A 12,714-nucleotide genomic window follows, 5' to 3' on the forward strand; every position below is an offset into this window, starting at 1 on the left:
AACAGTTTTTCTTGTTGGACACGTCCGCTGCCAAGCAGCAAAGATGCCCACCACTGACGCTAGACCTTTCAGGTCAATAATAAAAATCCGAGTCGGGCTGTCCGCCATATCCAGAAGCGAATCTGACGTTCTCGTCTTTTTCGTTCCAGCGTTACTGGCGACGCGGCACGCAATCAAGGACTCACGCCATGCAAACAGTTGTGAACCTATGGCCGCTGATCGGCGTACTTGTCATCGTGGTCGGCTTTGTGTTGCGCTTCAATCCGCTGCTGGTAGTGACTGCTGCGGCGATTGCCACCGGGCTTGCTGCTCAATTTCCCCTGGAAAAAATCCTCGCCACCATGGGCGACGGCTTCATGCAAACCCGTGCCTTGCAACTGATTCTGTTGTTGCCGTTGGCGGTAATCGGCTTGCTGGAGCGTCATGGCTTGCGACTGCATGCGCAGAACTGGATCGCCCGGTTTGAGCGGGCTACCGTCGGTCGCCTGCTGATTATCTACCTGTTTGTCCGCGAGTCTACGGCTGCCATGGGGCTGACCAGTCTTGGTGGGCATCCGCAGATGGTGCGTCCGCTCCTGGCGCCAATGGCTGAAGGCGCAGCTGAAAAGCGCTACGGGAAAATCCCGGAAAAGCTTCGCCACAAAGTCTTGGCCATGTGTGCCGCGACTGACAATGTGGGCCTGTTTTTTGGTGAAGATATCTTTGTCGCTTTTGGCGCGATTGCGCTGATGCATACCTTCCTGCTGGGTTCGGGGATTGATGTCGAACCGCTGCATATCGCCGTTTGGGGCATCCCCACCGCGATTTGCGCCTTCATCATTCATGCGATACGCCTGCACCGTTTTGACCGAATGCTGACCCGTGAGTTGTCGCCCGTAGCGCCGGCTGTCACCCAGACGGAGGCGGCACAATGATCATCTCCATTCAATACCTGTACTGGCTGGCCGGGGTTTTGCTGTTGATCACCGCCGGGATGATTCTGGCTGACCGAACGCACCCCAAGCGCTGGTCCAGTTCGTTGTTTTGGCTGCTGTTCGCCATCCCTTTTCTGGTGGGGGAGCGCATACCCTCGATTGCAATTGGCATCGGTGTCGTGCTGATGGCGGTCATCGCTGGCCTTGGCGGTGTAGGCCGTGGCGCTCATGCTGAGTTGCATGACAAGGACTCTCGTGCGAGTGCCGGTCGGCTGGGTCATAAACTATTTATCCCGGCCCTGGCGATTCCGCTGACTACGGTGATCGGCTCGGTGTTGCTCAAACACACCGAAATCGGTGGCGTACCACTGCTTGACCCGAAAAACACCACCTTTGTTTCCCTGGGTGTGGGCTGTCTGATCGCCTTGGCGCTGGCTTGCTGGCTGACCCGTGACACGCCGGTGCAGGCCTTGCGCGAATCCCGACGCCTGACTGAGGCGCTTGGCTGGGCAATGGTTCTGCCGCAGATGCTGGCGATGCTCGGCCTGCTCTTCAACGAGGCTGGAGTCGGCACCGCCGTGGCCCACGTCGCCACCACCTACATCAACCTGGACTTCAAGTTGGTGGCGGTGATGGTCTACGTGCTGGGCATGGCATTGTTTACGGTGATTATGGGTAATGGTTTCGCGGCGTTTCCGGTGATGACCGGCGGGATTGGTGTGCCGGTGCTGGTGGGTGTCTACGGTGGCAACCCGGCGGTGATGGCTGCTATCGGCATGTTCTCCGGCTACTGCGGTACGCTGATGACGCCAATGGCGGCGAACTTCAATATCGTGCCGGCCGCGTTGCTGGAGCTGCCCGACAAAAACGCGGTGATCAAGGCGCAAATGCCGACCGCGCTGATGATGCTGGTGGTCAATATCGTTCTTCTTTACCTGCTGATGTGAGGCAATGATGCAAACACTGCTGCTCACCGGTTTCGAACCCTTCGACCAAGACACCGTCAATCCTTCCTGGGAAGCCGTGCGCCTGCTGGATGGCGTGCAACTGAGCGACGACCTGCGCATTATCGCCCGGCAACTACCTTGTGCCTTCGCCACCGCTGGCGTCAGGTTGAATGAACTGCTGGTCGAGCATCGTCCGCAGATGGTCATCGCCATCGGGCTGGCTTGCGGGCGTAGTGATATTTCCATCGAGCGGGTGGCGATCAACCTCAATGATGCACGGATCCCGGATAATATCGGCCACCAACCTATCGACACTCCTGTGGTGCCCGATGGTCCCGCCGCCTACTTCAGCACTTTACCTATCAAGGCTATGGTGAAAGCGCTACGGGACGGAGGGATTCGCGCTTCGGTTTCGCAAACGGCCGGCACCTTTGTGTGTAATCAGGTGTTCTACAGCCTGCAACACGCACTTGCTGGATCGTCAGTGCGCAGTGGTTTCATTCACGTGCCCCTCCTGCCAGAACAAGCCTTGCGTGCGATATCAGGGCAGCCTTCGATGGCTTTGGCAACGTTGGTTGAAGGATTGCAGATTGCTGCGCTGACGGCATGGAACACACAGGTGGACGTAGCAGAAACGGGAGGGCAGGTCAGTTGACATCATTGGGCCTCATGCCTGCCGTCCCGGGAAAAACAGCTCAAAACATGTCACCCCGTCTTCACTGCTGACGCTGTACCGACCGTTATGCAGTTGCATGATCGTCGCGACGATGGACAGTCCCAGGCCATTGATGCGGTCGGCGATGTCATCGCGGGCGGTGAGGAGCACACCGGAGTGTCGGCCTCTTTGCGCAGGCGGCGCAGGACTTCCCAACCGTCCATTTTCGGCATCATCACAGCCCTGGATCAGTGGGGTTGCGGGGGCGCAAGCAAGTGTAGCCCGATCAATTATCATTGGTGCAGCCAAGGCCATATACCTGATAGTCCAGCACATGTTCCCGACCCTGGTGGTCCAGGTAGTTGAGGCGGGCGGGGATGATTCCACATTGATCCGAGATATCGGTGCTGGACAGCGCCTTGTCGACATCCAGGTGGACGAAGAAGCCGGTCTTGTCATGGATCACGGGAGCGGCTGGCGAAGTGCTGGCAAAGGCTGAACCGGTGCCCAGCATCAACAGGCTGGCGGCGATCAGGCAGAGCTTGCTGATTGGTTTCATGGTGTGGACCCTTTCATTATCAGTAGGAAGTTGTGTCACTGGGTGTGGGTGACTGACGACTTCACTGTATGAAGTGAGGGTGCTGGTAACGCTGACAACTCAATGACAAGTTTGTAATGCAATGGGAGGGCGCTTTCCACGTCCTCGTCCGTTTACAAGCCCTGGGTCGATCCGTAGATTGCAGCAGGCAAGTGGTTCGTCAGGGCCCAAGACCGGGCGACGAGAGCGAGAGGAAGCCGAGCAGTGTCCGCCAAAGGTTCAGCCGTATTTGATAGCCGGTACCGTGCATTTCTGTTTGATATGGACGGGACCATTCTCAACTCCATCGCCGCCGCAGAGCGTGTCTGGGCAGCCTGGGCCAAGCGCCATGGCCTGGATGTGCAGGCGTTCCTGACCACCATTCATGGCGTTCGGGCCATTGACACCATCACCCGGCAGGCCTTGCCTGGAGTGGATGCATGCGCTGAGGCGCGGGGCATTGCCGAGGCCGAGATCGAGGACATCGAGGGCGTGGTGGCAATCCCTGGCGCGGTGGAGTTTTTGAAAACGCTGCCCGGCAATCAATGGGCAGTGGTGACGTCTGCACCCAGGGCATTGGCCCTGCGCCGTTTGCAAGCGGCAGGAATCGTCCCGCCAGCAGTTATGGTGACGGCTGAGGATGTCGCCAGCGGCAAGCCTGATCCGACTTGTTACCTGTTGGGGGCGCAACGGTTGGGCGTGCCAGCCCAGCAATGCCTGGTCTTTGAGGATGCTACGGTTGGTATCCTGGCCGGAGAGGCGGCGGGGGCGGATGTCATGGTGGTTACGTCCGCGCACTTGACTCCCATGACGACAGAGCACGCAACGATTGTTGGTTATGAGCAATGGCTGGCCGATCGTGACGAAGACGGTTTCCTGCGGTTGCTGCCTCAGCAGCACTGAGATGAAAAAGGTCAGACCTTTTACGAGGTCCGGCCTTGGTCGATGCCGGGAGGGCATGCTGGAGGCTGATTATTGGCCAGGGTCTGCAACCGCGTGCCTCGGATGCCCTGACGCGAAATCACCATCTCCTTGAGGATTTCATGAGCCAGCCTGGCAATCGCTTCAGCTCCCCGGTAATGCGCGCGGACGATCCCGGTCACTGCAAAGTGATCGGCATCCGGGCCGCTGAGGATTGCTGACAGGGTGCCGTCGGCATGCAGCGTGCAGACAACGTTGTAACTAGGTAAACGCGCCGTCAGGGCGGCCTCGATTTCGGATTTGCTGAGAGTGTCCATCTGCTTTAGAGCCTTTTACAGACCATGCAGGTCCAAGCATAGATTCTACTGAAGGACTGTAAATGATGGCGATCTAATACTAGGGTTGCTACATTTCTAGAGCGAGTTGAGCGCTGCTCCCCGTTAGGATGAAGTTTTCTCATGGGCGTTACGGGAGGCCCGTCGGCGCAGTTTTCGATGAATGGCGGCTTGAATCGGCTTGAGGCAGAAGAATAATAGATAGCCGCACAGAAACAGCGCCAGATCCGGCCAGCAAGGAGCGTCCGGGTTGCTGGCATCTTCTATTTCGAACCTTGCGCCGTACCCCACAGCCACGAAGGCCAGCCCAATAAGCAGGGCAATAATCCAGGATTTGGAGAAATAAGGCTGCTTGCTGGTTCGCCTCATTAACGTGCTCCTGCGTGCACTGTAAGGTTTTATTACATTTCTATCGGCATTCGGCTGCCGAATTGATCGCAAGTTCCCTTGGCGGGCGTGCGCGATTGCAGCGTTGGGCTAATACTGAGAAACGCTTGTGCAACCGTCCAAAAATGTCTTCAACGATGGGGAACACACATCATGTTGACCCACTGGCTTCTCGCGGCTGTTCATCTGCTGGCTTTCGCCATGGCCTTTGCGGCCGTACTGGCTCGTGGCAAGACTCTGCGCAGCCTGACAAGCACAGACTTATCGCCGGTTCGGCAGGTATTGATTGCGGATAATTTCTGGGGGATCAGTGCGTTGGTGCTGCTCATAACGGGCGGTATGCGCGCCTTTGGTGGCTTTGAGAAAGGCACCGAGTACTACCTTCAACAGCCGTTGTTTTACCTGAAAATGACCTTGTTCATTTTTATTCTGTTGCTGGAAATCGTACCGATGATCCGTTTGATCAAATGGCGGATTGCATTGGCTCGTGGCAACCGCCATGACCTATGCAAGGCCGGACTGTTTGCGCGCATCAGTTATGTTCAAGCGTTATTGATTGTGTTGATGGTCATTGCGGCAAGCGGCATGGCACGGGGCGTCAGCCTGGGTTGACGAAGCCTGGAGCACAGAGGGGGAGTGAGCGCTGCGTTGATCACGGCAAACCGCGAACAGGCCAAGGGGCTTTCGCCAGCCGTTACAGTGAACGAAAGGGCTGGCTACTGGAGAAGCTTCAAGGTGTTTCGTGTTTGTCCGGGGCAGTCAGGCCCGCCTGGATGCGTTGGTAGATCTCTTCACGATGCACTGCAACATTCTTGGGCGCATTGATGCCGATTCTCACTTGCTGGCCGCTAACGCCCAGAATGGTGATCGTAATGTCATCACCGATGTTTATGCTTTCACCAACTTTGCGGGTGAGTATCAGCATGGACTTCTCCTTGATTGCTTTGAAGGACAAATGTTTCAGACAGGGCAGATGTCGGTTGTGTGTAGCTTGCTGTGACGCGCTTCCCTGTGGCAGCTTCTTTTAGGACGCATAGAGGCCGCATTAATTCCCATGGCGCCATCATACAGGTCTGAGAAACATCATTCGCATTGTTTAAGCCAGCGTTTATGACGGCCAGAATAGACAGTGAATGATAAAGTTGCCTCTTTGATTCTTAAAGGAGCAGGGCAGTGCGTAAAGTAGCGATGGCAATTGTGGTGTTGGCATTGGCTGGTTGTGGTGAAGGTCGCAGTGTTGATACCCCCAGGGCCAAGCCTGCAGCCGCTGAGGTCCAGCCCCAGGCGTCAACGATTGGAGCCCAGGAGTGGGACGTATGGGTAGGCCCGCCAGACCATAAGCTGCAGGCGTTGACGGATCTGACCGCGTGGTTGCTCGAACATGGATTCAGTTTTTATCTGGTCAAGGAAGACGGCAAGGATCAGGTTCTGATGGGGCCTTTCAGCAGCAAGGCCGAGGCCGAGGCGAAGCAGGTACAGTTAACGGAAAAACTGGCCAAGGCCAAGAAAAATGACACTGTGTCGCAGGTCATCGAACACAAGGTCGCACAGTAAGAAGAGGGCGAGCGCACATATAAGGTTCCGCTCGCCTACTCTCATTCAGTCGCAGGCTTTCAAGTTCACCGGGCCGACGAACTCATTGCCGCGTCCCATCACACACGCCATGGTTTGATTGCGCTGGCGTTCCCAGGGCTGTGCCGGATAGGTCTTGTTCCAGGCTTCGTACAACTGACGGTCCTGTTTCGACAGGCGCAAGCCGTACTGTTTGCTCATATAGAAGTACGTCCGGGCGATCATGCCGCGTATGGACGGTCGGGGCATGACCTTCTTGGCCTTGAAGTCCACCTGGGTCAGGCATGAACCGTATTGCCCGCTTTGCACCGGCAGCCAGCCAAAACTGAAGTTGCTGCGATCGCCGTTGACCTCGCCGATGCTCGGCACCAAGTTGTGCAGATCCGCTTCGGCACGCTTGTAGACGGCGTCGTAGCGGGTGCAGTTCTTGCGTCCGCCGTCCTGCCAACACTGGCGTTGATGGCCGATCTGCCAAGCGGGAACAATGTGTTCCCATTCAATCCGTGCCGCGCGGTTGGCGTTTTTGCGTGGGATGTAGCCGCAGGCTTTCAGGTCCACCCGGTTTGCGGTGTATTTGCATCCACAGTAGAACTCCGTGGATTGCGGGGCGTAGAGCTTCCAGGCGATTTTCTTGGCTTCACTGAAGGTTCGGGGTGCCTGGGCATGAGCGGTGATAGCGAAAAAAAGGCACAGCACGGTAAAGAAACGCACACTCATTGAATCAATCTTCCTTCGGCACAACCCAGAAAATATGCACGCCGCCGTCATCACGATGGGCAAGGGTGACGTTGTCGTTTTCTGCAATCTCTTCCAGCAATCGCTCCCATTCATCCACTGGCTCATCCGGCAAACGGAAGATCAAGGCTGCCTTGGCTTTCTGAGCGTTGGTCGAATTGATGATTTTCTGCACGCGAACCGCCAGGAGTTCGTAGGCATCAGGAGGTTTCGGTGCTGCTTGGGAAGGCTTTGCCACGGAGTAGTCCTTATTAAGCTGTACGAACATACAGTATTTAACTGTGAGCAAATTCGCAACTGCTTAAAATTCAATAAGGCCCCTATGACAATGATTTATCGGTTTTTGTGCAAGATGACTTTGTTTTTTAAGGTTTTTTACGAAGAGGTGAAGCGGGGGGGGGGCGTTGACCCACCCGCGAAGCGCCGCGAGTGGGGGATGGCCTGGCCGTTAAAGGCCGGGCCGGGGAGGGATCAATATTCCCAGAATATACGTTGCAGTTCCTTGCTGTCCTGGGTCTTGGTCAGGGCGACCATGGCCAGGATGCGGGCTTTCTGCGGGTTCAGATCATGGGCAACAACCCAGTCATACTTGTCGTCAGGCTGTTCGGCGTTACGCAGAACGAAACCGCCGGCATTGACGTGGGAAGAGCGAATGATCTGCACGCCATCCTTGCGCAGGGCCTGCAGGGTTGGCACGACCTTGGAAGACACCGAACCGTTGCCAGTGCCGGCGTGGATGATGGCTTTGGCGCCAGCCTGAGCCAGGGCCTTGTAGGCGGTGTCGCTCACGTTGCCGTAGGAGTAGGCGATTTCGACGTCTGGCAGGCTTTTGATGGTCTTGATGTCGAATTCCGAATCCATGGTATGACGCTTGGCAGGCAGGCGGAACCAGTAGGACTTGCCTTCAACGACCATACCCAGAGGGCCCCAGGCACTTTTGAACGCTTCGGTCTTGATGTTGATCATTTTGCTGACGTCGCGACCCGACTGGATCTCGTCGTTCATGGTCACCAGGACGCCTTTGCCGCGAGCATCTTTGCTGCTGGCTACTGCGACGGCGTTGTACAGATTGAGCATGCCGTCAGCCGACATAGCAGTACCCGGACGCATCGAGCCGACCACGACGATTGGCTTGTCGGTTTTTTCCACCAGGTTGAGGAAGTAAGCGGTTTCTTCCAGTGTGTCGGTACCGTGGGTGATCACGATGCCGTCCACGTCTTTGCTGTCGGCCAGTTCAGCGACGCGACGACCCAGTTGCAGCAGGTTTTCGTTGGTGATGCTTTCGGAAGCAATTTGCATCACTTGCTCGCCGCGCACATTGGCGATCTGGCTGAGCTCAGGAACACCGGCGATCAATTGCTCGATGCCTACTTTGGCGGCCTGGTAGGTCGCACTGTTGGCCGCGCTGGCGCCAGCGCCGGCAATGGTGCCGCCGGTGGCAAGGATCACCACGTTGGAGAGTTTGGTCTTGCTTTCAACTTCTTTTGCCTGGGCGGCAACAGGGAAGAGCAGCAGTAGGGCTAAAGCGCCCGGGACAAAGTGCTTGAGTGCAGGTTTCATTATTTTTCTCTCTAGTTTTGATGAGTGCTTGTGCCAATTCATCTAGAAACACCACGGGCTGCGATGAACGCCGCGACGAGGTGTTGAGTGAGAGCAGGATTTGTACCAGCAGTATTTTGTTCTGGTAATTAATTTAACTTATTGATTTAAAACAATATTTATTTTAGCTGATAGATGCTTTTTTCAATTGTTGTCCGAGTTTCCGAACATAGGCACCTTCTAATGTTCGGTTGTCCGAAAGCATGATGGAAAAATCCCTTTGGTCATCAGTGACATGTTCACCCCATCTGTCGTTTTAGAGAACGATCGGCTGTCAGAGATGTTTAAAGGGTAATGACAATAGTCTGTAGGGCGGAACGCAGAGCGCGTGTAGAAAAAGGACTTTTCTTTCGTTGACAAAACTCGACATAATTCGCATAGTTTGACTAACGCAAACGTTTGCGAGACGTTTCATGGGTCACTTTCTGGGTGACGTGAAAGCTCGTATAAGCCGCCCGGGTGGGCTGGCTGGCGAAGCACTATTCGGTGCAAGCGTTACTCACAATAATCATAAGAACGGAGTGAACCCATGAAGCTGCCATTCTCTGGACGTCTTCTTGCTGTCGCTGTGCTTGCTGCCGCATCTGCCGCTTTGCCCCTCTCCCACGCATTTGCCGATGAAACCGCCGCCAAACCCAAGGTCGGCCTGGTGATGAAATCCCTAGCCAACGAATTCTTCGTCACCATGCAAGACGGCGCCAAGGAGTACCAGAAAGCTCACTCCGCCGACTTTGACATGATCACCAACGGTATCAAGAACGAAACCGATACCTCCGCCCAGATTGATATCGTCAATCAGATGATTCTGGCCAAGGTTGACGCACTGGTCATTGCGCCTGCTGACTCCAAGGCGCTGGTATCGGTCCTGAAGAAGGCCTCCGATGCCGGTATCAAGATCGTCAACATCGACAACCGTCTTGATCCTGGCGTGTTGAAAAGCAAATCTCTCGATATTCCCTTCGTAGGCCCTGACAACCGCAAGGGGGCCCGCCTGGTCGGTGAATACCTGGCCAAGCAGCTGAGTGCTGGCGATAAAGTCGGCATCATTGAAGGTGTATCGACCACCACCAACGCCCAGCAGCGTACCGCTGGTTTCAAGGATGCAATGGCGGCCGCCAAGATCGATGTGGTGACCCTGCAGTCCGGTGAGTGGGAAATCGACAAAGGCAACAAGGTTGCCGCTGCAATGTTAAGCGAGTACCCGGATCTCAAGGCATTGCTGGCGGGTAACGACAACATGGCGGTAGGTGCTGTTTCTGCCGTTCGTGCCGCGGGCAAGGCTGGCAAGGTCCAAGTGGTTGGCTACGACAACATCGATGCCATCAAACCCATGCTTCAAGACGGTCGTGTCCTTGCAACCGCCGACCAGGCGGCTGCAAAGCAAGCGGTTTTCGGTATCGAAAGCGCTCTGAAACTGGTCAAGGGCGAAAAAGTCGATGCCGTAGACGGCATGATCGAAACGCCGGTCGAACTCATCCTCAAGAAGTAATTCCTGGCTGCACAAAACAGCGTCCGCTCGTTTTGTGCGGACGCCTGGAGACCTTCCTATGTCATCTTGCGCACCGGACGCTGTCCTCTCGGTCAGCGGTATCGGCAAGACTTATGCCCAACCGGTTCTGTCTGACATCACCCTGACGCTCAATCGTGGGGAAGTGTTGGCGCTGACCGGTGAAAATGGTGCGGGCAAAAGTACCTTGTCGAAAATCATCGGCGGGCTGGTCACGCCGACCACCGGACAGATGCAATTCAACGGTCAGGATTATCGTCCGGGCAGTCGTGCCCAGGCCGAAGCGTTGGGCGTACGCATGGTCATGCAGGAACTCAACCTGCTGCCCACCCTGACGGTGGCCGAGAACCTGTTCCTGGACAACCTGCCCAGCCACGGTGGCTGGATCAGCCGCAAGCAACTGCGCAAGTCGGCTATCGAGGCCATGGCTCAAGTGGGGCTGGATGCCATCGACCCTGACACCCTGGTCGGCAGCCTGGGCATCGGCCACCAACAGATGGTCGAAATCGCCCGCAACCTGATCGGCGACTGTCATGTGCTGATCCTCGACGAGCCCACGGCCATGCTGACGGCCCGTGAAGTCGAGATGCTGTTCGAACAAATCACCCGTCTGCAGGCCCGGGGCGTGGCGATCATCTACATTTCCCACCGGCTGGAAGAGCTGGCCCGTGTCGCCCAACGCATTGCGGTACTGCGTGACGGCAACCTGGTCTGCGTCGAGCCGATGGCCAATTACAACAGCGAGCAACTGGTCACGCTGATGGTGGGTCGCGAACTGGGCGAACACATTGACTTGGGGGCGCGCACCATCGGCGCGCCGGCCTTGACCGTGAAAAGCCTGACCCGCTCGGACAAGGTCCGCGACGTGTCCTTTGAAGTACGCGCCGGCGAAATCTATGGCATCTCGGGCCTGATCGGCGCCGGTCGCACCGAGTTGTTGCGGCTGATCTTCGGCGCCGACCTGGCCGACAGCGGTACCGTCGCGCTGGGGTCGCCAGCCCAGATGGTGAGCATCCGCTCGCCTGCGGACGCAGTCGGTCATGGAATCGCGCTGATCACCGAGGACCGCAAGGGCGAAGGCCTGCTGCTGACTCAATCCATCAGCGCCAATATTGCCTTGGGCAACATGCCGGAAATCTCCAGTGCTGGCCTGGTCAATGGTCGTGATGAGACCGCCTTGGCCGAACGTCAGATTGCTGCCATGCGTATCCGCAGTTCCAGCCCGGCGCAACTGGTGTCCGAGCTGTCGGGTGGCAATCAGCAGAAGGTGGTGATTGGCCGCTGGCTTGAGCGTGATTGCTCGGTGCTGCTGTTCGATGAGCCGACCCGGGGCATCGATGTCGGTGCCAAGTTCGATATTTATGCCTTGCTCGGCGAATTGACCCGCCAGGGCAAAGCGTTGGTGGTGGTCTCCAGTGATCTGCGTGAGTTGATGCTGATCTGTGACCGGATTGGTGTGCTGTCCGCCGGCCGCTTGATCGAGACCTTCGAGCGCGACAGCTGGACCCAGGACGAATTGCTCGCCGCCGCCTTTGCCGGTTATCAGAAACGTGATGCGTTGCTCAACGAAGCGGCGCCCAGGAATACCCTATGAAAACAACTTCTCCTGCAAAACCTGGTGGCAACTTCTATGGCTTGGGCACCTATCTGGGCCTGGCCGGTGCCTTGCTGGCGATGATTGCGCTGTTCTCGTCCCTGAGCAGTCACTTTTGGTCCTATGACACCTTCAGCACTATCGCTAATCAGATTCCCGACTTGATGGTGTTGGCGGTGGGCATGACCTTCATCCTGATCATCGGCGGCATCGACCTGTCGGTGGGCTCGGTACTGGCTCTGGCGGCATCGGCGGTCAGCGTGGCAATCCTCAGTTGGGGTTGGAACGTTGTGCCGGCCGCGTTGCTGGGCATGGGCTGTGCTGCACTGGCCGGGACCGTCACCGGTTCCATCACCGTGGCCTGGCGGATTCCCTCGTTCATCGTTTCCCTCGGCGTGCTGGAAATGGCCCGCGGTGTGGCGTACCAGATGACTGGCTCGCGCACCGCTTATATCGGTGATTCCTTTGCCTGGCTGTCGAACCCGATCGCTTTCGGCATTTCGCCATCGTTCATCATTGCCTTGCTGGTGATCATCGTTGCCCAGGCTGTGCTGACCCGCACCGTGTTCGGTCGCTACCTGATCGGCATTGGCACCAACGAAGAAGCCGTCAGGCTGGCGGGGATCAATCCAAAACCCTACAAGATTCTGGTGTTCAGCCTTATGGGGCTGCTGGCTGGCGTTGCCGCACTGTTCCAGATCTCGCGGCTGGAAGCGGCGGACCCGAACGCCGGTTCCGGCCTGGAGCTGCAAGTGATCGCCGCAGTCGTGATCGGCGGCACCAGCCTGATGGGCGGCCGCGGTTCGGTCATCAGTACGTTCTTCGGCGTGCTGATCATTTCTGTATTGGCGGCAGGATTGGCACAGATCGGCGCCACTGAGCCGACCAAGCGCATCATTACTGGTGCGGTGATCGTGATCGCGGTGGTGCTCGACACCTACCGCAGTCAGCGCGCCAGCCGGCGAGGCTGA

The 12,714-nt window shown here is 56.9% G+C and carries 16 protein-coding genes and 1 pseudogene; 9 read left to right on the forward strand and 8 right to left on the reverse strand.

Annotated elements, in window-relative coordinates; genetic code table 11:
* The first annotated feature begins 188 nt into the window (after positions 1 to 188).
* The 3 genes from AAEZ06_RS23220 to pcp are packed head-to-tail and all read left to right on the forward strand — an operon-like array spanning position 189 to position 2,516.
* Positions 189 to 914 carry a DUF969 domain-containing protein gene (locus AAEZ06_RS23220; RefSeq protein WP_350616436.1) on the forward strand — a complete coding sequence of 242 codons (726 nt, stop codon included), beginning with the start codon at positions 189 to 191 and terminating at the stop codon, positions 912 to 914.
* Complete coding sequence (locus AAEZ06_RS23225) at positions 911 to 1,861, forward strand: DUF979 domain-containing protein (protein WP_350616438.1); 951 nt, start codon at positions 911 to 913, stop codon at positions 1,859 to 1,861. The genes AAEZ06_RS23220 and AAEZ06_RS23225 overlap by 4 nt, the downstream gene beginning before the upstream one ends.
* A gap of 7 nt (positions 1,862 to 1,868) precedes the next feature.
* Positions 1,869 to 2,516 (forward strand): pyroglutamyl-peptidase I, encoded by a 648-nt coding sequence (gene pcp, locus AAEZ06_RS23230; RefSeq protein WP_149414797.1) that lies wholly within the window; start codon positions 1,869 to 1,871, stop codon positions 2,514 to 2,516.
* A gap of 117 nt (positions 2,517 to 2,633) precedes the next feature.
* Here pcp and AAEZ06_RS23235 read toward each other — a convergent pair.
* Both AAEZ06_RS23235 and AAEZ06_RS23240 read right to left on the reverse strand, forming a co-directional pair.
* Positions 2,634 to 2,755: pseudogene (locus AAEZ06_RS23235) on the reverse strand (response regulator); the annotation flags it as partial.
* Positions 2,756 to 2,802: 47 nt separating this feature from the next.
* Entirely contained in the window at positions 2,803 to 3,075 is a 273-nt protein-coding gene (locus AAEZ06_RS23240) for a DUF2790 domain-containing protein (RefSeq protein WP_149414783.1), read from the reverse strand.
* A 243-nt stretch (positions 3,076 to 3,318) separates the two neighbouring features.
* Between AAEZ06_RS23240 and AAEZ06_RS23245 the strand changes: the two genes are divergently transcribed.
* Complete coding sequence (locus tag AAEZ06_RS23245; RefSeq protein WP_350616439.1) at positions 3,319 to 3,996, forward strand: HAD-IA family hydrolase; 678 nt, start codon at positions 3,319 to 3,321, stop codon at positions 3,994 to 3,996.
* A gap of 20 nt (positions 3,997 to 4,016) precedes the next feature.
* Here the strand turns inward: AAEZ06_RS23245 and AAEZ06_RS23250 are convergent, their stop codons facing one another.
* Both AAEZ06_RS23250 and AAEZ06_RS23255 read right to left on the reverse strand, forming a co-directional pair.
* Positions 4,017 to 4,331, reverse strand: a complete 315-nt coding sequence (locus AAEZ06_RS23250; RefSeq protein WP_350616440.1) for a hypothetical protein — start codon at positions 4,329 to 4,331, stop codon at positions 4,017 to 4,019.
* 123 nt (positions 4,332 to 4,454) lie between these two features.
* Positions 4,455 to 4,718: a hypothetical protein gene (locus AAEZ06_RS23255; protein WP_149414780.1), complete on the reverse strand. Its 264-nt coding sequence runs from the start codon at positions 4,716 to 4,718 to the stop codon at positions 4,455 to 4,457.
* Between the two features lie 171 nt (positions 4,719 to 4,889).
* On the opposite strand from AAEZ06_RS23255, the gene AAEZ06_RS23260 reads away from it, so the two are divergent.
* Positions 4,890 to 5,348: a DUF2214 family protein gene (locus tag AAEZ06_RS23260; protein WP_149414779.1), complete on the forward strand. Its 459-nt coding sequence runs from the start codon at positions 4,890 to 4,892 to the stop codon at positions 5,346 to 5,348.
* Positions 5,349 to 5,466: 118 nt separating this feature from the next.
* On the opposite strand, the gene csrA is transcribed toward AAEZ06_RS23260, so the two are convergent.
* The gene (gene csrA / locus AAEZ06_RS23265) at positions 5,467 to 5,661 is read right to left on the reverse strand and encodes a carbon storage regulator CsrA (protein WP_149414778.1); all 195 of its coding nucleotides are present in this window, start codon (positions 5,659 to 5,661) and stop codon (positions 5,467 to 5,469) included.
* Positions 5,662 to 5,924: 263 nt separating this feature from the next.
* Here csrA and AAEZ06_RS23270 point away from each other — a divergent pair, with 263 nt between their 5' ends.
* Entirely contained in the window at positions 5,925 to 6,290 is a 366-nt protein-coding gene (locus AAEZ06_RS23270; RefSeq protein ID WP_149414796.1) for an SPOR domain-containing protein, read from the forward strand.
* A 45-nt stretch (positions 6,291 to 6,335) separates the two neighbouring features.
* Here the strand turns inward: AAEZ06_RS23270 and AAEZ06_RS23275 are convergent, their stop codons facing one another.
* The 3 genes from AAEZ06_RS23275 to AAEZ06_RS23285 all read right to left on the reverse strand — a co-directional run bounded on the left by AAEZ06_RS23275 (position 6,336) and on the right by AAEZ06_RS23285 (position 8,603).
* Positions 6,336 to 7,025: an endonuclease gene (locus tag AAEZ06_RS23275; protein WP_350616441.1), complete on the reverse strand. Its 690-nt coding sequence runs from the start codon at positions 7,023 to 7,025 to the stop codon at positions 6,336 to 6,338.
* Between the two features lie 4 nt (positions 7,026 to 7,029).
* Entirely contained in the window at positions 7,030 to 7,281 is a 252-nt protein-coding gene (locus tag AAEZ06_RS23280; RefSeq protein WP_178114547.1) for a DUF1654 domain-containing protein, read from the reverse strand.
* 233 nt (positions 7,282 to 7,514) lie between these two features.
* Complete coding sequence (locus AAEZ06_RS23285; protein ID WP_149414775.1) at positions 7,515 to 8,603, reverse strand: asparaginase; 1,089 nt, start codon at positions 8,601 to 8,603, stop codon at positions 7,515 to 7,517.
* A gap of 568 nt (positions 8,604 to 9,171) precedes the next feature.
* On the opposite strand from AAEZ06_RS23285, the gene AAEZ06_RS23290 reads away from it, so the two are divergent.
* The 3 genes from AAEZ06_RS23290 to AAEZ06_RS23300 are packed head-to-tail and all read left to right on the forward strand — an operon-like array spanning position 9,172 to position 12,714.
* Positions 9,172 to 10,131 carry a sugar ABC transporter substrate-binding protein gene (locus AAEZ06_RS23290; protein WP_149414774.1) on the forward strand — a complete coding sequence of 320 codons (960 nt, stop codon included), beginning with the start codon at positions 9,172 to 9,174 and terminating at the stop codon, positions 10,129 to 10,131.
* A gap of 58 nt (positions 10,132 to 10,189) precedes the next feature.
* The gene (locus tag AAEZ06_RS23295; protein WP_149414773.1) at positions 10,190 to 11,743 is read left to right on the forward strand and encodes a sugar ABC transporter ATP-binding protein; all 1,554 of its coding nucleotides are present in this window, start codon (positions 10,190 to 10,192) and stop codon (positions 11,741 to 11,743) included.
* Complete coding sequence (locus AAEZ06_RS23300) at positions 11,740 to 12,714, forward strand: ABC transporter permease (RefSeq protein WP_149414772.1); 975 nt, start codon at positions 11,740 to 11,742, stop codon at positions 12,712 to 12,714. The genes AAEZ06_RS23295 and AAEZ06_RS23300 overlap by 4 nt, the downstream gene beginning before the upstream one ends.

Origin of the sequence: Pseudomonas sp. HY7a-MNA-CIBAN-0227 (assembly GCF_040310325.1) — a bacterium.
Taxonomy (GTDB): Bacteria; Pseudomonadota; Gammaproteobacteria; order Pseudomonadales; family Pseudomonadaceae; genus Aquipseudomonas.